We start from the raw sequence: 17,977 nt of genomic DNA on the forward strand, positions 1-17,977 counted from the left end.
TGCCGTCGTAGCATGTGCCGCATGTCCGGACGACGCATCGCACGTGCCTTCACCGCCGCGGCAGTGACGGGGTTCCTCGCCTTCACGGGCGTGACCGCGGCCCAGGCCGCCAGTGCGCCGCCCGGCGGCGGCGCGGTCGAGGACCTCATCGAGCTTCCCGACGGCTTCCGACCCGAGGGCATCGCGATCGATTCGCGGGGCACGGCGTACCTCGGCTCGCTCGCCGACGGCGACATCTACGCCGCGGACCTGCACACGGGTGCGGGCGAGGTCATCAGTGAGGGACCCGGCACGCCATCGGTCGGGCTGAAGATCGACCAGCGCGACCGGCTGTTCGTGGCAGGCGGTCCGTCGGGCACGGCCCGCGTCGTCGACGCCGCGACCGGGGACGTCGTGGCGAGCTACCAGCTGACGACGAACGCCTCGTTCGTCAACGATGTCGTGCTGACGAAGGACGGCGCCTGGTTCACCGACAGCCTGCAGGCGCAGCTGTACCTCCTGCCCATCGGTCCGTCGGGCGCCCTGCCCGACGCATCCGACGTCGTCACGTTCCCGCTCGGCGACGACTGGCAGCAGGTGGCCGGCTTCAACGCGAACGGCATCACGACGACGCCCGATCGTCGTGCGTTGCTCGTCGTGAACTCCTCGACCGGCACGCTCTACCGCGTGGATCCCGAGGCGGAGCAGACCATCGCCGTCGACCTCGGTGGGGTGCAGGTCACGAACGGCGACGGCCTGCTCACACTCGGTCGCTGGCTCTACGTGGTGCAGAACCAGCTGAACCAGGTCTCGGTCTTCGAGATGGGGGCGATGGGCTTCAGCGGCCGGCTCGCCGACACCCTGACGAGCCCCGAGTTCGACATCCCGACGACGGTCGCCAGGTACGGTGACGGACTGTTCCTGCCGAACGCCCGGTTCAACACGCCGCCGACGCCCGACACCGAGTACTGGGTGACCCGCGTCGACCGGTGACCGACGCGGCGATGCGCGGCGCCTCGATCGCTCGGGTCAGTGCCCCATGCCGAGTCCGCCGTCGACCGGGATGACGGCGCCCGAGACGTAGCCGGCGTCGTCGCCGGCGAGCCAGGCGACGACCTTCGCGACCTCGTCGGGGGCCGCGAAGCGGCCGAGCGGGATGCTCTTCTTGTACTCCGCCTGCTGCGCCTCGGGAAGCTCGTCGGTCATGTCGGTCTCGATGAATCCGGGGGCGACGACGTTCGCGGTGATGTTCCGGGCACCGAGCTCGCGGGTGAGCGATCGCGCCATGCCGACGAGGCCCGCCTTCGACGACGAGTAGTTCACCTGGCCGGCCGAGCCGTAGAGCCCGACGACGCTCGAGATGAGCACGATGCGTCCGAAGCGCGCCTTGAGCATGCCCTTCGACGCGCGCTTCACCACCCGGAACGCGCCCGTGAGGTTCGTGTCGACGACGCTCGTGAAGTCGTCGTCGCTCATGCGCATGAGGAGCGTGTCACGCGTGATGCCGGCGTTCGCCACCACGACCTCGACCGGGCCCAGCGCCGCCTCCACCTCGGCGAACGCCTGGTCGACGGATGCCGCGTCGGTGACGTCGGCCCGCACCGTGAGTGCGCCCTCGGGCCCCTCGCCCGAACGTGCGGTGACGGCGACGCGGTGCCCCTGCGCGAGGAACTCGCGGGCGATCGCGTACCCGATCCCGCGGTTGCCCCCGGTCACGAGGACGGTGCGGCTCGTCGTCATGCTGGACTCCGTTCTGCGGTGCGTGGTGGATGCCGGGAACCGGCTCGGGGCCATGGGCCCGTCCCAGCTTAGAGGCTCGCCGATGGGGGCATCCGTCGGCCCCGGACGGACGTAGGCTTGAGGGTGAGGAGTGCCGCCCGACCCACGGCGTCCACGATGAAGCAGCACCAGACGATCACCTCGCTGCCGCCTTCGCCGGAAGCGGAGCGACGCGCGCGCATGATCAAGTACACGATCGCGATGTCGATCCGTGTCGCGTGCATCTTCGCCATGCTGTTCGCGCAGGGCTGGTGGCTCGTGGTCTTCGCCGCCGGCGCGGTCTTCCTTCCCTACGTCGCGGTCGTGCTCGCCAACGTGAACACGTCGGCGCGCGACACGCAGGTGCTGCGTCCCGGGAGCATCGTGCGGGTGTCGCCGCCCGCCCCAGGCACCGAGGAACCCGGCGGTGACGCGCCCCGAGGCGCCTCGGACGAGCGGGGTCCCGACCACGACGAGCGCGACGACCACGACGACCACGACGAGCGTGGTGCCGCGTGATCGGCGGCATGGGGGCGGATGCCGCCCAGGCGGTCTGCTCGCGCGCCGCGTGCCGTGAGCGAGCGGCGTGGCGCATCGACTGGCAGAATCCCCGCATCCACTCGGGCGACCGGTGGAAGACCTGGCTCGCGTGCGACGAGCACGTCGACTACCTGCGCGGATTCCTCGAGGCCCGCTCCTTCCCGGTGCGCGTGGCGGCTTTCGACGGCGCGTCCGCGGATCTCGACGTGGAGGCCGGCACGTGAACGAGTGGTCCTTCCTGCGGTCGCGTCGCTGGGCGGGCTATCTCGCCCTCGTCGTCGCCTTCGCGATCGCGAGCTCCGCGCTCGGGGTCTGGCAGCTGAACCGTCGCGCCGAGGCGCTCGCCGAGGTCGCCCGCATCGACGCGAACTACGACGCCGAGGCCGTGCCCGTCGCCGAGGCGCTGCCAGACCCCGCCGAGTTCGACATCGACCAGCGCTGGCTCGTCGTCGCCCTCGAGGGCGAGTTCCTCACCGACGAGGAGGTCGTCGTGCGCAACCGGCCCTTCGCCGGAAGTTCGGGCTTCGAGGTCATCACGCCGTTCCGGCTCGACGACGGCACGGTCTTCATGGTCGATCGCGGCTGGATCGCACAGGGGTCCGACGGACGGCCGAGCGAGTACGCCGCGCCACCCGCGGGCGAGGTGCAGGTCGAGGCGCGACTCAAGGCCGGCGAGGGCCGCATCGCCGGTCGCACGTCGACGGGCGACGAGTTCGCCACGATCGACCTTCCCGAGCTGGCCGAACGCATCGGCGAGCCCGCCTACACGGGCGCGTACGGCGTGCTGGTGCAGTCTGGGGCGGATGCCTCGGAGCCGCCGCTCGCGGCCGCTCGCCCCGTCCGCGACGAGGGGCCGCACCTCTCCTACGCGCTGCAGTGGTTCGTGTTCGCACTCATGGCGTTCGTCGGCCTCGGCTGGGCGGCGAACCAGGAGCGAAAGGCCCTGGCCGAGGCATCCGCATCGCCCGACGCGCCGAAGGCGCCGCGTCAGCCGCGCAAGCCGCCGCGCCTGCGCACCGACGCCGACGTCGAGGACGAGGTGCTCGACCGCCGGTAGCTCACGCCAGCTCGATGAGCTCCTGGTACTCACGGCTCCAGTGGTCTTCGGTGCCGTCGGGCATGATGAGCACGCGCTCGGGGTTCAGCGACTCGACCGCACCGGGATCGTGCGAGACGAGGACGACCGAACCCTCGTAGTGCGCGAGCGCATCGAGGATCTCGGCGCGGCTCGCCGGATCGAGGTTGTTCGTCGGCTCATCGAGGAGCAGCACGTTCGCGCCCGACACCACGATCATCGCGAGCGCGAGGCGGGTCTTCTCGCCGCCCGACAGCACACCGGCCGGCTTGTGCACGTCGTCACCGGTGAACAGGAACGAGCCGAGCACCTTGCGCGCCTCGGTCTCGGTGAGGTTCGGTGAGGCGCTCACCATGTTCTGCAGCACGCTGCGCTTCACGTCGAGCGTCTCATGTTCCTGCGCGTAGTAGCCGATGCGCAGGCCGTGGCCCGCCTCGACCACGCCCGTGTCGGGCCGATCGACGCCGGCGAGGATCCGCAGGAGCGTGGTCTTGCCGGCGCCGTTCAGGCCGATGATGACGACCTTCGACCCGCGGTCGATCGCGAGGTCGACGGCGGCGAAGATCTCGAGCGAGCCGTAGCTCTTCGACAGGTCGTTGGCCGTGAGCGGGGTACGACCGCAGGGAGCAGGGGTCGGGAAGCGCAGCTTGGCCACGCGGTCGACCGAGCGCACCTCTTCGAGCCCGGCGAGCAGCTTCTCGGCGCGGGCCACCATCTGGTGCGCCGCAGCGGCCTTCGACGCCTTCGCACCGAACTTCGCGGCCTGCAGTTGCAGCACGCCCGCCTTCTTCTCGGCGTTGGCGCGCTCCTTCTTGCGGCGCTCCTCGTCGGCGGCGCGCTGGCGCTGGTAGTGCTTCCAGCCCATGTTGTAGATGTCGATGACCGAGCGGTTCGCGTCGAGGTAGAACACGCGATTCACGACCTCGCCGACGAGTTCCACATCGTGGCTGATCACGATCACGCCGCCCTTGTATCCCTTGAGGAACTCGCGGAGCCAGACCACGGAGTCGGCGTCGAGGTGGTTCGTCGGCTCGTCGAGGATCATCGTCTCGGCGTCGGAGAAGAGGATGCGGGCGAGCTCGATGCGTCGGCGCTGGCCGCCCGAGAGGGTCTTCAGCGGCTGGTCGAGGATGCGATCGGGCAGGTTGAGGTTGGAGGCGATCGACGCGGCCTCGGCCTCGGCCGCGTACCCGCCGAGCGCGGTGAAGCGGTCGGTCAGGTTGCCGTACCTCTTCATGGCGCGCTCGGCGACCGCCGGGTCGTCGCTGCCCATCTGCATGGATGCCTCGTGCATTCCGAGGACGAGCGAGCCCATCCCGCGTGCGTCGAGGATGCGCGTGCGGGCGAGCATCTCGGGGTCTCCTGAGCGCGGGTCCTGCGGGAGGTAGCCGATCTCGCCGGTGCGGTCGATGCGCCCGCCGGTCGGCAACGTCTCGCCCGCGAGCGTCTTGGTGAGCGTCGTCTTGCCGGCGCCGTTGCGGCCGACGAGGCCGATCTTGTCCCCGTCGCTGACGCGGAAGTCCACGTGCTCCATGAGCACGCGCGCGCCGATGCGGATCTCGAGATCATGGACGGCGAGCACGGGGATCCTCCGGGCGGATGGGGTGGTGGTGGTGTGCCGACGGGCACAGCCTCCCAGTCTATCCCGCCCGCGGCGGGGCGAGCTGCACGCGTGCTCCCGTCCACGCGATTCGATCATGTCGGCGGCATCCGCCACACTCGGAGCATGTCGAAGCCGCCCACCGCCGCCCGACTGCGGGCGGCCCGCCTCGAGTCCCACGGCCTCCGTGGCGGCCTCGGGTCGGTGACCGATGCCGTGCGCCGACTCGGCGCCGTGCAGGCGCAGGACTTCACGGCGGCGAAGTGGGTGCTCGGCGCGAGGGTTCCCGGTTCGGTCGCAGCCGACGTGGACGCCGCGATCGATGCGGGCGAGATCGTGCGCTCGTGGCCGATGCGCGGCACCCTGCATCTGCTTCCCGCCGACCGTCTCCGGCCGATCCTCGCGATCACCGGCCCGCGCATCCTGCAGCAGGCCGCGGCTCGGCTACGCGAACTCGAGCTCGATGAGGCGACGTTTCGGCGCGCTCGCACCATCGCCGAGGCCGAGCTCGCCGGAGGCGCGTCCCGTTCACGCGATGGGCTCCAGGCCGTGTGGGAGGCCGCGGGCATCGCCACGACCGGCCAGCGCGGCTACCATCTCATCGCCTGGCTCGCACGCGACGCCGTCATCTGCTGGGGCCCCGTCGAGGGTCGTGGTCAACGGCTCGTCCTGCTCGACGAGTGGTCACCCGGCGGGCCGGTCGGCGAGGATCGCGAAGAGACGCTCGCCCGGCTGTTCACGGCGTACATCGCGGGCCACGGCCCCGCGACCGTGCAGGACTTCGCCTGGTGGAGTGGGCTGACCCTCGGCGACGCGCGCCTGGCCCGAGCGGCGGCGGGCGACGCCGTCGTGGCGTTCGACGACGAACGGTTCGTCGCCGCCGACGCCGGGTGGCCGGCGGATTCCGCGGCGCGTGCGCCGCGAGCGACCGGCGCGCTCGCACTCGCGCCGTTCGACGAGTACTTCCTGGGCTACGCCGATCGCACCGCCGTCTGCGATCCCGCGCATGCCGCACGCGTGATCCCCGGCGGCAACGGCGTCTTCCAGCCGATCCTCGTCGCGGGCGGTCGCGTCGTCGGCACGTGGCGCCGCGGCACGGGCCGGCATGCGACGTCCGTCGAGCTCGAGGGGTTCGACGTGGCATCCCCCGTCGACCCGACGTCGTTCACCCCGTCGTTGCGGGTGTGGGCGCGGTTCTGGGGTCACGGGCTCGGAAGCGTGACCGTCGCCTGAGACGCGAACGGGCGGCGCCGCGATGCGGCACCGCCCGTCGGCGTCGTGCGGGACCTACTGCTGGAGCGCCGCGGCCAGCTCGAGGGTGATGGTCACCTTCTCGCCGAGGAGCACGCCGCCGGTCTCGAGGGCGGCGTTGTAGGTGAGGCCGAAGTCCTCGCGGTTGATGACGGTCGTCGCGGTGGCGCCGCCCTTGTAGTTGCCGTAGGGGTCGCCGCCGAAGCCGCCGAACTCGAAGTCGAACGTGACACGCTTCGTGATGCCGCGGATGGTGAGGTCGCCGTCCACCTTGAAGTCGCCGTCCTCGACGCGCACGCCCGTGGAGCGGAAGTCGATGGTCGGGTACGTCTCGGCCTCGAAGAAGTCGCCGGTGCGCAGGTGGGCGTCGCGGTTGGGCTCGTTGGTGGTGATCGAGGCGACCTCGGCGGACGCCGTCACGCTGGAATCGAGGGGGTTCTCGGCGGTCACGAAGGTCGCGTCGAATCGCTCGAACTTGCCCTTCACCTTGCTGATCATGATGTGCCGGATGCTGAAGCCGACCTCGCTGTGCGCGGGGTCGATCGTCCAGGTGCCGACGCGGTAGCCCGGAATCTCGATCGTCGTGGCGGTGCTCGTCATAGTGCTTGGTTCTCTCCGTGGTAGGGATGTCGGTGCAGCCGTGTGCGGCCACACGAATGCAAACGCATAGATACCGTGGATCTATTCCCCGGAGCCGCATCGTCTTCTCCGAGAGCGCCTCCGAAGCCGTCTCCGAGGTCAGGTGACGAGCGAGCGGCGCAGCGTCAGCACGCGCTCGACAGCCTCGTCGAGTCGGCTCTCGGTGATGCGTCCCGACTGCACGGCCGCGGCGATCGAGGCGGCGAGCCCGTCGACCGAGATGCCGAACTCCGATGGATCGGCCGGGAGGACGTACAGCAGCAGATCGGCGCCGGCCGCGATCGCACGCACGGCGTTCTCACCCGGGTCGGCGTACTCCGGCAGGTCGTTGTGCTGCAGCATCAGCATGTCGTCGGTCACGACCACGCCCTCGAAGCCGAGCTCCTCACGAAGGATCCGATGCCATTCGGGCGACAGCGACGCAGGCGCGGGATCGACGGCCGGGTACGCGAGGTGCCCGGTCATGACGAGTTCGGCCCCGGCGTCGATGCCCGCCGCGAACGGGATCGACGGCGCGGCGCGCCACTCGTCGATGGTGAGCGGCGCAGCGGGCACGCTCGAATGCGAGTCGCCGGGGGCCGCGCCGTGGCCCGGGAAGTGCTTGAGCGTCGAGAGCACGGTGCCCCGCTCCCCCGAGACGGCGGCGGCGACGCGCTCGGCAGCCCCGGCCGGATCGGTGCCGAGCACGCGGCCGAAGATGAACGACTCGGGGTCGGCGGTGACGTCCGCCACGATGCCGAAGTTGACCGAGACACCCGCCTGCGCGAGCATCGCCGCGCGCGCCGCGAAGGCGTCCCGACTCGCAGCGGCGGGCTGAGCACGCAGCGTCTCGGCGCCCGCCGCGTCATCCCACGGCAGGCGCTGCACCTCACCGCCCTCCTCGTCGATGCCGACGAGGACCGGCGCTTCGGGGTCGGCCTGCACGGCCGCCGTGAGCGCGGCGACCTCGGTGGGAGTCTCCGCGATGTTGTCGCCCATCAGGATGAGGCCCGACACGCCGGCATCGACGTAGGCGCGCAGTGCCGCCTGATCGGTGCCTGGCGCGTGCAGCATCAGCAGGGCCGCCGCCTTCTGGGCGGTGGTGAGCCGCGACATCCGCCCGTCGACCCATGCGCCGACGGTCTCCGCCGGAGTCGGTGTCGAGGTGACGCGCGTGGGGCTCGGCGTCGATGGCGGCTCGGCCGCGGGCGCGCCGCACGCCGTCACGCCGAGGAGCACCGCCGCGACGAGGAACGGCAGCGCTGCCACTCGCTTCGCACGCACCCGCACGAGTCTACGCTGCGTGTCCGACCCGCCGCCGCGCGGCACCGTGGGTAGACTCGCCGCGCTCGAGAGGGGTGGCCGTGCGCAGCAGGATGACGGGTGTCGGGGCGGCGATCGTGCTCGCCGCGTCGCTCGTCGTGCCGGTCGGCGCCGCCCATGCCGCCGAGTACCCGAGCTGGGACGAGGTCGAGGCGGCGAAGGCGGATGTCGCGACGCGCGAGGCCGAGGCGACCCGCATCACCGCGTTCGTGGACGAGCTGGAGGCCGAGTCCGGCCGGCTCGGCGATGCAGCCGTCGAGACGGCTGCCGCGTCGGCGGAAGCCGAGGTGGCGCGCGCCGCCGCGGAGGCCCGGGCGGGTTCGCTCCGAGCAGCGGCGGCCGGCGCGGCCGAGCACGCCGCGGCGACGGGTATCCGGTTCGGCCGCGTGAGTGCGGTGCTCGCACGGTCGGGCGGGGCGGACGTCACGCTGCGCCTGCTGTTCGACGGCGGCGAAGACGACCTGCTCGCCGGCCTCGCCCGCGCGGCACAGCTCGCGAACGTCTACGGTGGCGTCGCCACGCGGGCGAAGGCTGCGCGTGCCGAGGCGGACGCGCTCAGTGCGCAGGCGGACGTCGCGGAGCGAGAGCGCACGCGCCTCGCGAGCGAGGCGGCCCGTGCCGCGGAGGCCGCGGAGGCCGCACACGAGGCGGCCGAGGCACGGGTCGCCGAGCAGCGCACGACGCTCGACACCCTCTACGCGCAGCTGGCGAGCCTGCGGGACCGGTCGGTGGAGCTCGAACGGCAGTTCCGCATCGGCGAGCAGGCGGCGCGCGAACAGGCCGCACGAGAGCAGGCCGCACGGGATGCCGCAGCCGCCGCCGCGGCTGCGGCATCCCGTGCCGGCGGCGGCAGCGGCGCTCCGCCCCCCGGTGTGGTCGTCGACCGCGCGGCCGCCAAGGCGTACGCGGCCGGTCGCATGGCGGCCTACGGATGGGGCTCCGAGCAGTTCCGATGCCTCGACCTGCTCTGGACGCGCGAGTCGGGATGGCGCGCCGACGCGTACAACGCGTCGAGCGGCGCCTACGGCATCCCCCAGTCGCTGCCGGGCAGCAAGATGGCCAGTGCGGGCGCCGACTGGCGCACCAACGCGGCGACCCAGATCGACTGGGGGCTCTCGTACATCTCAGCCCGGTACGGCTCACCGTGCGGTGCGTGGGCGCACTCGGAGGCGTACAACTGGTACTGATGCCACACGACGACGAGCGCGAGGTCTTCCGGCGGCACGGCGCCGAGGGCGTGCTCCTCCTCGGCGGCGGCGCCGCGATCCTCCTGCAACTCGCCGACCCCCGGGTGGCACGGGGCGTGGCGCGGCACAGCGGCTTCCGTGATCGGCCGCTCGACCGCCTGCTCGGCACGCTCGACTACGTCTACACCGTCGGGTTCGGCGACGAGGAGATGGTCGCCGCCGTCGTTCGCACGGTGAACCGTCGGCACGCTCCGGTGCGCGGCACCGCGGTCGACGGGCAGCCGGCCTACAACGCCTTCGAGCCCGACGCCCAGCGCTGGGTCGCCTCCACGTTGCTCTGGGTGGCGCTCGAGCTGCACGAGCGCCTCTGGGGACCACTCGATGTCGACACGGCCGACACGATCGTCCGCGGCTACGCACCCGTCGGCGTCCGCCTGCAGGCCGGACGCGCGGGATGGCCGGGCTCGCGTGCCGAGTTCGACGCGTGGTGGGGCGAGCACCTCGCCGCGCTCGACGTGGGCGCCGACGCGCGGTCGGTCGCGCGCTCGCTCATGTCGGGGGCATCCGCACTTCCGTTCGGCGCCGGTGCGCTGCTCCCGCTCGTGCGTCTCGTCACGGCGGCGCTGCTCCCGCCCGACCTGCGAGTCGCCTACGGGTTCCGGTGGACTCCACGTGCCGAGCGGGTGGCGGACGCCTGGTTCGCCGGCATCGCGATGGTGTGGCCGTTCCTCCCGCGCATGCTGCGGCACGCGCCGATGCATGCCTCGCTCCGCCGCGTGCGGCGTCGCAGCCGGTACGCTGAGCATGAGCCACGAGGACGACGATGACCCAGCAGATACCGCACCGGCATGAGCCGCTCGACAGCATCGATCGGCGCATCGTGGCCGAGCTGAGCCGCGACGGCCGCTTGTCGGTGCGCACGCTGGCCGAACGAGTCCACATCTCGCGTACCGCCGCCCACAACCGGGTGCAGCAGTTGCAGAAGCGCGGCGTCATCACCGGATTCGGCGCGCAGATCGACCGGAAGGCGATCGGCCTGCACATCTCCGCGCTCGTCGTGGTGCGCATCGGCGAGGTCTCCTGGGAGGAGATCGCCGCCAAGCTCGCGACCCTCCCGTTCGTCGAGAAGGTGCAGGCGGTCTCGGGCGACATCGACATCATCCTCACCGTGAGCGCGCCCGACCACGAGCAGCTCAGCCAGGCGATCCTCCGCGACATCCACGACATGCCGGGTGTCGTGTCGACCAGGTCGCACCTGATCCTGGCCGAACTGGAGGGACATCCGCCCGCGCAGACGCTGGACATCTGGCGCGCCTGAGGCCGTGCAAGGCGGACGGGTGGCCACCCTTTCCACCCCTCGCAGCCGAACGTTCACGGTTGCCCGAGACGGCCTGCGGACCCCCCGGAAGCTGGCGCAACATTGGGCATATGAGCCTCAATGTCGAGCACCACAGCGTCCGAACGCTCCCCTCCGAGAAGCCGATCCGGCTGCTCGACAACGCCGGCCACGCCGTGCGCGGTGCCGCCGCCGGCGGGTTCGAGCTGCCCCACCTCGACACGCTCGTCGAGCTCTACCGGCGCATGGTCGTCGCGCGCCGCTTCGACGTGCAGGTGACGGCGCTCACCAAGCAGGGCCGGCTCGCGACGTATCCGTCGGCCTACGGCCAGGAGGCGTGCGAGATCGGCGCCATCTCCGCCATCGAGGCGCAGGACTGGTTCTTCCCGACCTACCGCGACAGCATCGCGTTGCTCACGCGCGGCATCGACCCCGGCGACATCCTGCAGTCGTTCCGCGGCGACTGGCACAACGGCTACGACCAGCACGCGCACCGGTGCGCCTCGCAGGCGACGCCGCTCGCGACGCAGGCGCTGCACGCCGTGGGGCTGTCGCACGCCGCCAGGCTGCGCCGCGACCCGATCGTGGCCATCACGTATCTCGGCGACGGTGCCACGAGCGAGGGCGACGCGCACGAGGCGTTCAACTTCGCGGCGGTCTGGCAGACGCCCACGGTGTTCCTCGTACAGAACAACCAGTTCGCGATCAGCGTGCCGCTGGCGCGCCAGACGCACGCCACGACGCTGGCCGACAAGGCTGTCGGCTACGGCATGCCGGGCTACCACGTCGACGGCAACGACGTGGCGGCCATGTACGCCGTGACGCGGGCGGCCGTCGAGCGCGCCCGCGCGGGTGGCGGGCCCACGCTCATCGAGGGCCTGACCTACCGCATCGAGTCGCACACGAACTCGGACGACCCCACCCGGTATCGCAGCGCACGCGACGTCGAGCACTGGAAGCGCCGCGACCCGATCGAGCGCCTCGAGAAGTACCTCGTCTCCGAGGGCGCCCTCACCGAGTCGCTGCGCGCCGAGATCACGGATGCCGCGGAGTCGGTCGCCGCGCACACCCGCGAGGTCATGACCGCCGAGGCCGAGCTCGACCCGCTCGAGCTCTTCGACCACGTGTACGCCCGACCGCGCGCCGCCCTGCTCGAGCAGCGCGCGCGCCTCGAGGCCGAGCTCGCGGAGGCCGTGACCCACTCCGCCTCCGAGCCTGCCGGAGCCGCCCGATGACCGCGACCACCACCGAGCAGCAGCCGCGCGAGGCATCCGCCCCCACCCCGTTGACCATGGCCGGCGCGCTGAACGCCGCCCTCCGCGATGCCATGGCAGCCGACGACCGCGTCGTGGTCTACGGCGAGGACGTCGGCCCGCTCGGCGGCGTCTTCCGGGTGACGGACGGCCTGCAGACGCAGTTCGGCGACGAGCGCATCTGGGACTCCCCGCTCGCCGAGTCGGGCATCGTCGGCACGGCGATCGGCATGGCCATGTACGGCATGCGGCCCGTCGTCGAGATGCAGTTCGACGCATTCAGCTACCCCGCGTTCGAGCAGATGGTGTCGCACGTCGCGAAGATGCGGAACCGCACGAAGGGCCGGATGACCCTGCCCATGGTCGTGCGCATCCCCTGCGCCGGCGCGATCGGCGGCGTCGAGCACCACTCCGACTCGTCCGAGGCGTACTGGACGGCCACCCCCGGGCTCACGGTCGTGATGCCGTCGAACCCCGCCGACGCGTACTCGATGCTGCGCGAGGCGATCGACAGCGACGACCCCGTGGTGTTCATGGAGCCGAAGAGCCGGTACTGGTCGAAGGCTCCGGTCGCCCTGCCCGTCACCACGGCGCCCATGGACCGGGCCGTCGTGGTGCGCGAGGGCACCGACGTCACCCTGCTCGGGTACGGCCCGACGGTGCGCACGGCCCTCGAGGCCGCCGATGCAGCCGAGGCCGAGGGACTCTCGATCGAGGTCGTCGACCTGCGCAGCCTCTCCCCCTTCGACGACGAGACGGTCGGGGCATCCGTGCGCAAGACCTCTCGCGCCGCCGTGATCCACGAGGCGGCGCAGTTCGGCGGCTACGGCGCCGAGGTCGCCGCCAGGGTCACCGAACGCAACTTCCACCACCTCGCCGCGCCCGTGCTCCGGATCACCGGCTTCGACATCCCGTACCCCTCGCCGAAGCTCGAGGAGCACTACCTGCCGACGCCGGACCGCGTGCTCGGCGCGCTCGACACCTGGGAATGGGACGACTGATGGGCCGCGACTTCATCCTGCCCGACCTCGGCGAAGGCCTCACCGAGGCCGAGATCGTCGCCTGGCTCGTGTCGCCGGGCGACGAGGTCGCGATCGACCAGCCGGTCGTCGAACTCGAGTCGGCGAAGTCCGTGGTGCAGCTGCCGAGCCCGTTCGCGGGCGTCGTCGAGACGCTCGGCGGCGAGATCGGAGAGGTGCTGCACGCCGGCCAGGTGCTCATGACGCTCGCGCCCGCGGGCGCTGGCGCTGGCGACGCCACTCCACCCCGGACCGAGCAGGCGACGGATGCCGCGGCCGAGGCCGTGGCCGTCGCGGAGGCCGCCGAGCCCGGCGTCGCCGTGCCGACCGACGCCGCCACGGAGGAGTCCGGCGCTGTGCTCATCGGCTACGGCACGCGCGCCACGAGCGCGACGAAGCGCGCCGCCTCGGCTCCCTCGCGGTTCGGGCGCAAGCGCGCCGCCGGCGGTGCGGCCGGCGCAGCCGGTGCGGCTGCGGGTGCGCCGGGGGCTCCGGCCGCCACCGCCACGTCGACCGGGCCTGGCCGCGGGCGCGGGCGGCTCGACCCGTCGCGTCGCTCCCCCGTCATCTCGCCGATCGTGCGGCGCATCGCCCGCGAACACGGCTTCGATGCGAGCCAGCTCGACGGCTCGGGACCCGACCACCTCGTGATGCGACGCGACGTCGAGGAGTTCCTGCGCGAGCTCGAGGGCGCCGGAGACGGCGCCGCAACGGCCGCGGCGCCCGGAGGGGCTCCCGTCGACGAACGCGTGGCCGCGGCATCCGCTGCGCCTGCCGCCGCACCTGCCGACGGCGACCGCCGCGTGCCGCTCGATCGCATGGGCCGCGCCGCCGCCGCGCACTTCTCGCGGTCGCGCCGCGAGATCCCCGAGGCCACAGTCTGGATGGACGTGGACGCGACCGAGCTCCTCGCCGCGCGCCGACAGCTGCAGGAGGCCACCGGCGAACGCTTCGGCGTGACCGCGCTCGTGGCGCGATTCGTCGTGGCCGGCCTGGCGCGGCATCCGCTGCTCAACTCCAGCTTCGACGCCGAACGCGAGGAACTCGTGATGCACGGCGACGTGAACCTCGGCATCGCGGCGCAGACGCCTCGCGGGCTGCTCGTGCCCGTCGTGCACGGCGCCGAGCGGATGAGCCTGCGCGAACTCCGCGACGCGATCGGTGCACGCAGCGAGGAGGCCGCCACGGGCGCCTTCCCGCCCACCGCGCTCACCGGCGGCACGTTCACGCTGAACAACTACGGCACGCTCGGCGTCGACGGCTCGGCGGCCATCATCAACCACCCCGAGGCGGGAATGCTCGGTATCGGCCGACTCGTCGAACGCCCCTGGGTGGTCGACGGCGCACTCGCGGTGCGCACCGCCACCGAGCTCACGCTCTCGTTCGATCACCGGGTCTGCGATGGCGCCGAAGCGGCCGCATTCCTCACGTTCATCGCCCGGTGCATCGAGCGCCCGGTCTCGGTGCTCGCCGACCTCTGACGGCGATCTCCGCCGATCTAGAAGAACTGGTCGGGTGTGCCCGCCGCACGCTCGACGTCGCTCGTGTCGCGGCCGTCGGCCTTGAGCTTGGCGACGGCGACGCGAAGGCCCGATTCCATCTGGGCCGCCCAGGCGTCGGACTCGCGCGCGGTCGCCTCGGCGGCCCGGGCCCGGGACTCGGCGGCCTCGGCGGAGCGACGGGCGTCGGCGACCTGGCGGAGGGCGAGCGAGATGCCGTAGTACGCGGCGACCATCGTCGCGATCGGCGCAGCGACGACCGCGAGGGCGCTGACGCCCGCGCCGTTCGGGGAGAAGCCGACGACGAGCGCGAACGCGAGGAACAAGGCCGCGATCGCGACGATGACCACGAACATGAACCGGAGGTCGCGGTTCCACGACGTCGCGCGGCCGGCCCCTGATGCGGGCGCGGGTTCGGGCCTGGGCTCGGGGCCTGCGTGTTCGGGTTGAGCCCCGAAGACCGCAGTGTCGCCGTAGGCCGGTGCGGTGTAGGCGGGATCGGAGGTGCGGGCGGTCGTGTCGCTCATGTCGCGGAACCCCTTGCGTTCGGATCGTCCCCTCATTCTGTGCCGCGTTCGGGGGACGGTCAAGGAAGCGCGCCGCACGCAAGGGCTCGCCCCGAGGCATCCTCCATGCTTAGGGTCGTGGGATGCCGGAGCGAGACGTGCATATCGGAGACCGGCAGTACCTCGTCCACGAGTCGGGCGCCGCGGGCGCGGAACCGGCGACCGTGGTGCTCGTGCACGGCATCGGGATGACGCACGCGTCGCTCGACCCCGTGCAGCGTGAGCTTCCGCCGGAACTCAGGGTGCTCAACATCGACCTGGCGGGGTTCGGCTCCACCGATCGGCCGCGGAGGCCGATCCCCGTCGAGGTCTACTCCGCCGATCTCGTCGAGGTGCTGGACCGGCTCGAGGCGTGGCCGGTCGTCGCCGCGGGGCACTCGATGGGAACGCAGGTGGTGCTGGAGCTCGCGCGGCTCCGCCCCGACCAGGTCACGGCCGTCATGATGGTCGGGCCGGTCGTCGACCCCGCCCGCCATTCGGTCCTGAGACAAGCGCTCGACCTCGCGCGTGACACGATCGGCGAGCCGATGCCCGTGAACGCGCTCGTCGTCCGCGACTACCTCAGAGGCGGCATCGGCTGGTACGTGAAGGAGCTCCGGGCGATGATGCGGTACCCGACGCTCGAGCGGATGCGCGGCTGTCGCGTCCCCGCCATCGTCGTGCGCGGCGAGCGGGATCCGATCGCGCGGGACGCCTGGTGCCGCCGGTTGGCGGCCGCGAACGGCGCAACATCACGGCTGGTGACGATCGCGGGCGATCATCACGTGGTTCCCCGCACCTCCCCGCGCCGCCTCGCAGAGGAGCTGGCTGCTGCGGCGGGCCGGCCGCAGCTCGATGTCGGTGGGTCCTGAGATCCTCTCAGTATGGAGAACGTCGAACTGAGGCAGACCAGGGAGCTCGCCGTGGGCGACATCTTGGTCAGCGCATCGGGCGGCGCCTACGAGATCACCAAGCTCGCTCGCGTCGGCCGTGGCATCCGCGTGCAGTACGTGACCGGCGACGGCCGCACGGGCCGGTTCACCGCGGCGCCCGACGCCGTGACCCGGGTGCGCCCCGCCGGCACGCTCAGCGTCGCCTGACGCGAAGGCTCAGGCGGCAGCGGCCTCGCCGAGCCCTTCCTCGATCGCCTCGATGATGGCCGGGTCATCGGGTTGCACCGTCGGGCGGAACCGGCGCACCTCCCCCGACGGCAGCACGACGAACTTCTCGAAGTTCCACTTCACGCTGCCGGCCTTGCCGGAGGCATCCGGAACCTTCGTGAGGATCTCGTAGAGCGGATGCCGGTGCCGGCCGTTGACCTTCACCTTGGCCATGAGCGGGAACGAGACGCCGTAGGTCATCGAGCAGAACGCCTTGATGTCGTCGGCGTCGCCCGGCTCCTGGCCGGCGAACTGGTTGCACGGGAAGCCGAGCACGGTGAACCCGCGCTCGCCGTACTCGCGCTGGAGCGCTTCGAGCTTCTCGTACTGCGGCGTGAGGCCGCAGCGGGAGGCGACGTTCACCACCATCACGACCCGGTCGTCGTAGTCGGCGAGCGAGGTGTGGTCGCCGTCGATGGTCGTGAGCGGGATGTCTCGAAGGTCCATCCCCCGAGCGTAACCCGGCGCGCGTCAGTGGCGGGTCGGGCCGCCGAAGCATCCCTGCGACTCGAACTCCGTGATGGAGGAGTACGCCGAGGCGGGAAGGTACTCCCCCATCACCTGGCGCTCGTCGCCCGGCGTCACGGTGTTCTGCACGGCATGCGTGAAGTGCGCAGCAGGCAGCATGTTCCGCAGGATGAGGAACCCGTCGTCGAGGTGACCGGCGCCGTCACCACGCTCGGGCCACGCGATCCAGGCGACGCCGCACTCCTCGACCGCGTTCGCGGGCCGGTCCTCGGCACGGCTGACCACGATGGTGTAATAGCCGTCTGGGTCGGTCGGCACCTGCTCGTCGTAGACGCAGTCCTCGACGCGGGTCGTGAACATCGACTCGTTCGAGCAGAGCGACCAATAACGCATGTCGACGTCGGCGTCCATGACCGGCGCCCGGTCGAGCGTCCGGGGTGTCGCGGGAAGCTTGCCACGCAATGTCAGCACCGGACCGAAGCCACGGCTCACCATCGTCATCACGTAGTTGTTGTCATCGTTGGCGTACTGGCCGTTGACGCGGGCAGGGCTTCCCGTACAGACACCGAAGTAGTAGCAGCCGATGCCGAACTGGGTGTTGTAGTAGGCCAGCCAGCGCGGGTCCTCGTCGGCCGGGAAGGTCGCCGGCTTGCCCGGCTGGTTGCGCACGAACGCGTAGGTCGCAGCCGGCAACGTGTCGACCTGCGGGGTCTCGTCGACGACTCGGAGCGCGTCGCAGGCCGACTGGCCGGTCAGTGCCGTGCCGTCGGCGAGCGTCAACCGCGGTTCCGGAAGCCCGGCGCCCCCCATGATGTCCCGGTTGCGGTCGGGCAGGTACAGCCGGTACAGGAGCAATTGGGCGTCCTGATCGGGAGCCCCGGCGTAGAGCGTGTTCGGGGCCTGGGCGCCGTCGGCAGGCGCGATCTCGGTCGAGACCCGCACGGTGTAGTCCAGCAGCGCGTCACCGGCGCGGCGAGCATCCGGGAGGTAGGGATTGCGCGACCCGCTGTCGGGGATGGTGCTGACATCGTTCAACGCGTCGACCGGCGCGTTGGTGGAGAGGTCATATGCGTTGAGGGATTGATACCTCGCGTGGGCGAACTCGCCGACCAGCTCGAGCTGGGCGCCCTCCGGCACGGTGAACTGCGAGGCCCAGTAGATCGCGCCGGAATCCGGGAAGGCGTAGTTGAGCTCGGAATCGTCGGCCGTGAAGGTCGGCCCGAACCACAGGCAGCCGGCAGCCGCCGACGGGCCGTCTGTCGGGGTGGGTTCAGCAGATGCGGGGGCCGCGGGGACCGTCAGCGCTGCTGCGGCGACGGCCACGGCGAGCACGGTGAATCCGAGTCGTTTCATGAGCATTCTCGTT

Annotated in this window: 20 protein-coding genes; 13 read left to right on the forward strand and 7 right to left on the reverse strand. The window is 71.7% G+C overall.

Going from position 1 to position 17,977, the window contains the following annotated elements; all coding sequences use genetic code 11:
* Positions 1 to 21: 21 nt before the first annotated feature.
* On the forward strand, positions 22 to 972 hold the full coding sequence (locus ACVFI9_RS10440) for an SMP-30/gluconolactonase/LRE family protein (protein ID WP_474762165.1): 951 nt from the start codon (positions 22 to 24) through the stop codon (positions 970 to 972).
* 36 nt (positions 973 to 1,008) lie between these two features.
* Here ACVFI9_RS10440 and ACVFI9_RS10445 read toward each other — a convergent pair whose 3' ends face one another.
* The gene (locus tag ACVFI9_RS10445) at positions 1,009 to 1,719 is read right to left on the reverse strand and encodes a beta-ketoacyl-ACP reductase (protein WP_474762166.1); all 711 of its coding nucleotides are present in this window, start codon (positions 1,717 to 1,719) and stop codon (positions 1,009 to 1,011) included.
* Between the two features lie 156 nt (positions 1,720 to 1,875).
* Here ACVFI9_RS10445 and ACVFI9_RS10450 point away from each other — a divergent pair, with 156 nt between their 5' ends.
* Genes ACVFI9_RS10450 through ACVFI9_RS10460 form a run of 3 tightly spaced genes read left to right on the forward strand, consistent with a single transcriptional unit; the run spans position 1,876 to position 3,334 of the window.
* Positions 1,876 to 2,256 carry a DUF3099 domain-containing protein gene (locus ACVFI9_RS10450; RefSeq protein WP_474762167.1) on the forward strand — a complete coding sequence of 127 codons (381 nt, stop codon included), beginning with the start codon at positions 1,876 to 1,878 and terminating at the stop codon, positions 2,254 to 2,256.
* Complete coding sequence (locus ACVFI9_RS10455) at positions 2,253 to 2,501, forward strand: hypothetical protein (protein ID WP_474762168.1); 249 nt, start codon at positions 2,253 to 2,255, stop codon at positions 2,499 to 2,501. Before ACVFI9_RS10450 ends, ACVFI9_RS10455 begins: the two co-directional genes overlap by 4 nt.
* On the forward strand, positions 2,498 to 3,334 hold the full coding sequence (locus ACVFI9_RS10460; protein ID WP_474762169.1) for an SURF1 family cytochrome oxidase biogenesis protein: 837 nt from the start codon (positions 2,498 to 2,500) through the stop codon (positions 3,332 to 3,334). Before ACVFI9_RS10455 ends, ACVFI9_RS10460 begins: the two co-directional genes overlap by 4 nt.
* A gap of 1 nt (position 3,335) precedes the next feature.
* Here ACVFI9_RS10460 and ACVFI9_RS10465 read toward each other — a convergent pair whose 3' ends face one another.
* Positions 3,336 to 4,934, reverse strand: a complete 1,599-nt coding sequence (locus ACVFI9_RS10465) for an ABC-F family ATP-binding cassette domain-containing protein (RefSeq protein ID WP_474762170.1) — start codon at positions 4,932 to 4,934, stop codon at positions 3,336 to 3,338.
* 144 nt (positions 4,935 to 5,078) lie between these two features.
* Between ACVFI9_RS10465 and ACVFI9_RS10470 the strand changes: the two genes are divergently transcribed.
* Positions 5,079 to 6,185: a winged helix DNA-binding domain-containing protein gene (locus ACVFI9_RS10470; RefSeq protein WP_474762171.1), complete on the forward strand. Its 1,107-nt coding sequence runs from the start codon at positions 5,079 to 5,081 to the stop codon at positions 6,183 to 6,185.
* Between the two features lie 54 nt (positions 6,186 to 6,239).
* Here the strand turns inward: ACVFI9_RS10470 and ACVFI9_RS10475 are convergent, their stop codons facing one another.
* On the reverse strand, positions 6,240 to 6,803 hold the full coding sequence (locus tag ACVFI9_RS10475; RefSeq protein ID WP_474762172.1) for a YceI family protein: 564 nt from the start codon (positions 6,801 to 6,803) through the stop codon (positions 6,240 to 6,242).
* 138 nt (positions 6,804 to 6,941) lie between these two features.
* The gene (locus ACVFI9_RS10480; RefSeq protein ID WP_474762173.1) at positions 6,942 to 8,105 is read right to left on the reverse strand and encodes a glycoside hydrolase family 3 N-terminal domain-containing protein; all 1,164 of its coding nucleotides are present in this window, start codon (positions 8,103 to 8,105) and stop codon (positions 6,942 to 6,944) included.
* An 80-nt stretch (positions 8,106 to 8,185) separates the two neighbouring features.
* Between ACVFI9_RS10480 and ACVFI9_RS10485 the strand changes: the two genes are divergently transcribed.
* The 6 genes from ACVFI9_RS10485 (at position 8,186) to ACVFI9_RS10510 (ending at position 14,420) form a co-directional block, all read left to right on the forward strand.
* Positions 8,186 to 9,331, forward strand: coding sequence for an aggregation-promoting factor C-terminal-like domain-containing protein (locus tag ACVFI9_RS10485; RefSeq protein WP_474762174.1), 1,146 nt, complete (start codon positions 8,186 to 8,188; stop codon positions 9,329 to 9,331).
* The gene (locus ACVFI9_RS10490) at positions 9,331 to 10,158 is read left to right on the forward strand and encodes an oxygenase MpaB family protein (RefSeq protein WP_474762175.1); all 828 of its coding nucleotides are present in this window, start codon (positions 9,331 to 9,333) and stop codon (positions 10,156 to 10,158) included. Before ACVFI9_RS10485 ends, ACVFI9_RS10490 begins: the two co-directional genes overlap by 1 nt.
* Positions 10,155 to 10,649, forward strand: a complete 495-nt coding sequence (locus ACVFI9_RS10495; RefSeq protein WP_474762176.1) for an Lrp/AsnC family transcriptional regulator — start codon at positions 10,155 to 10,157, stop codon at positions 10,647 to 10,649. Before ACVFI9_RS10490 ends, ACVFI9_RS10495 begins: the two co-directional genes overlap by 4 nt.
* A 110-nt stretch (positions 10,650 to 10,759) precedes the next feature.
* The gene (gene pdhA / locus ACVFI9_RS10500) at positions 10,760 to 11,902 is read left to right on the forward strand and encodes a pyruvate dehydrogenase (acetyl-transferring) E1 component subunit alpha (RefSeq protein ID WP_474762177.1); all 1,143 of its coding nucleotides are present in this window, start codon (positions 10,760 to 10,762) and stop codon (positions 11,900 to 11,902) included.
* A complete protein-coding gene (locus ACVFI9_RS10505) occupies positions 11,899 to 12,921 on the forward strand; it encodes an alpha-ketoacid dehydrogenase subunit beta (RefSeq protein WP_474762178.1) in 1,023 nt (340 codons plus the stop codon). Before pdhA ends, ACVFI9_RS10505 begins: the two co-directional genes overlap by 4 nt.
* Positions 12,909 to 14,420 carry a dihydrolipoamide acetyltransferase family protein gene (locus tag ACVFI9_RS10510; protein ID WP_474762179.1) on the forward strand — a complete coding sequence of 504 codons (1,512 nt, stop codon included), beginning with the start codon at positions 12,909 to 12,911 and terminating at the stop codon, positions 14,418 to 14,420. Before ACVFI9_RS10505 ends, ACVFI9_RS10510 begins: the two co-directional genes overlap by 13 nt.
* A 17-nt stretch (positions 14,421 to 14,437) precedes the next feature.
* Here the strand turns inward: ACVFI9_RS10510 and ACVFI9_RS10515 are convergent, their stop codons facing one another.
* On the reverse strand, positions 14,438 to 14,965 hold the full coding sequence (locus tag ACVFI9_RS10515) for a hypothetical protein (protein ID WP_474762180.1): 528 nt from the start codon (positions 14,963 to 14,965) through the stop codon (positions 14,438 to 14,440).
* 122 nt (positions 14,966 to 15,087) lie between these two features.
* Between ACVFI9_RS10515 and ACVFI9_RS10520 the strand changes: the two genes are divergently transcribed.
* Positions 15,088 to 15,855 (forward strand): alpha/beta fold hydrolase, encoded by a 768-nt coding sequence (locus tag ACVFI9_RS10520; RefSeq protein WP_474762181.1) that lies wholly within the window; start codon positions 15,088 to 15,090, stop codon positions 15,853 to 15,855.
* A 12-nt stretch (positions 15,856 to 15,867) separates the two neighbouring features.
* On the forward strand, positions 15,868 to 16,083 hold the full coding sequence (locus ACVFI9_RS10525) for a hypothetical protein (protein WP_474762182.1): 216 nt from the start codon (positions 15,868 to 15,870) through the stop codon (positions 16,081 to 16,083).
* Positions 16,084 to 16,092: 9 nt separating this feature from the next.
* On the opposite strand, the gene ACVFI9_RS10530 is transcribed toward ACVFI9_RS10525, so the two are convergent.
* A complete protein-coding gene (locus ACVFI9_RS10530; RefSeq protein ID WP_474762183.1) occupies positions 16,093 to 16,590 on the reverse strand; it encodes a glutathione peroxidase in 498 nt (165 codons plus the stop codon).
* Between the two features lie 24 nt (positions 16,591 to 16,614).
* Positions 16,615 to 17,964 carry a hypothetical protein gene (locus ACVFI9_RS10535; protein WP_474762184.1) on the reverse strand — a complete coding sequence of 450 codons (1,350 nt, stop codon included), beginning with the start codon at positions 17,962 to 17,964 and terminating at the stop codon, positions 16,615 to 16,617.
* Positions 17,965 to 17,977: the final 13 nt, after the last annotated feature.

The organism is Agromyces sp. NSFZ (assembly GCF_056156205.1).

Excerpts from the sequence above, each read along its gene's own strand:
- ACVFI9_RS10440 (WP_474762165.1), top strand. The coding sequence starts at position 22 with ATGTCCGGACGACGCATCGCACGTGCCTTCACCGCCGCGGCAGTGACG.
- ACVFI9_RS10445 (WP_474762166.1), bottom strand. The coding sequence starts at position 1,719 with ATGACGACGAGCCGCACCGTCCTCGTGACCGGGGGCAACCGCGGGATC.
- ACVFI9_RS10450 (WP_474762167.1), top strand. The coding sequence starts at position 1,876 with ATGAAGCAGCACCAGACGATCACCTCGCTGCCGCCTTCGCCGGAAGCG.
- ACVFI9_RS10470 (WP_474762171.1), top strand. The coding sequence starts at position 5,079 with ATGTCGAAGCCGCCCACCGCCGCCCGACTGCGGGCGGCCCGCCTCGAG.
- ACVFI9_RS10475 (WP_474762172.1), bottom strand. The coding sequence starts at position 6,803 with ATGACGAGCACCGCCACGACGATCGAGATTCCGGGCTACCGCGTCGGC.
- ACVFI9_RS10490 (WP_474762175.1), top strand. The coding sequence starts at position 9,331 with ATGCCACACGACGACGAGCGCGAGGTCTTCCGGCGGCACGGCGCCGAG.
- ACVFI9_RS10495 (WP_474762176.1), top strand. The coding sequence starts at position 10,155 with ATGACCCAGCAGATACCGCACCGGCATGAGCCGCTCGACAGCATCGAT.
- pdhA (WP_474762177.1), top strand. The coding sequence starts at position 10,760 with ATGAGCCTCAATGTCGAGCACCACAGCGTCCGAACGCTCCCCTCCGAG.
- ACVFI9_RS10505 (WP_474762178.1), top strand. The coding sequence starts at position 11,899 with ATGACCGCGACCACCACCGAGCAGCAGCCGCGCGAGGCATCCGCCCCC.
- ACVFI9_RS10510 (WP_474762179.1), top strand. The coding sequence starts at position 12,909 with ATGGGACGACTGATGGGCCGCGACTTCATCCTGCCCGACCTCGGCGAA.
- ACVFI9_RS10515 (WP_474762180.1), bottom strand. The coding sequence starts at position 14,965 with ATGAGCGACACGACCGCCCGCACCTCCGATCCCGCCTACACCGCACCG.
- ACVFI9_RS10520 (WP_474762181.1), top strand. The coding sequence starts at position 15,088 with ATGCCGGAGCGAGACGTGCATATCGGAGACCGGCAGTACCTCGTCCAC.
- ACVFI9_RS10525 (WP_474762182.1), top strand. The coding sequence starts at position 15,868 with ATGGAGAACGTCGAACTGAGGCAGACCAGGGAGCTCGCCGTGGGCGAC.
- ACVFI9_RS10530 (WP_474762183.1), bottom strand. The coding sequence starts at position 16,590 with ATGGACCTTCGAGACATCCCGCTCACGACCATCGACGGCGACCACACC.
- ACVFI9_RS10535 (WP_474762184.1), bottom strand. The coding sequence starts at position 17,964 with ATGAAACGACTCGGATTCACCGTGCTCGCCGTGGCCGTCGCCGCAGCA.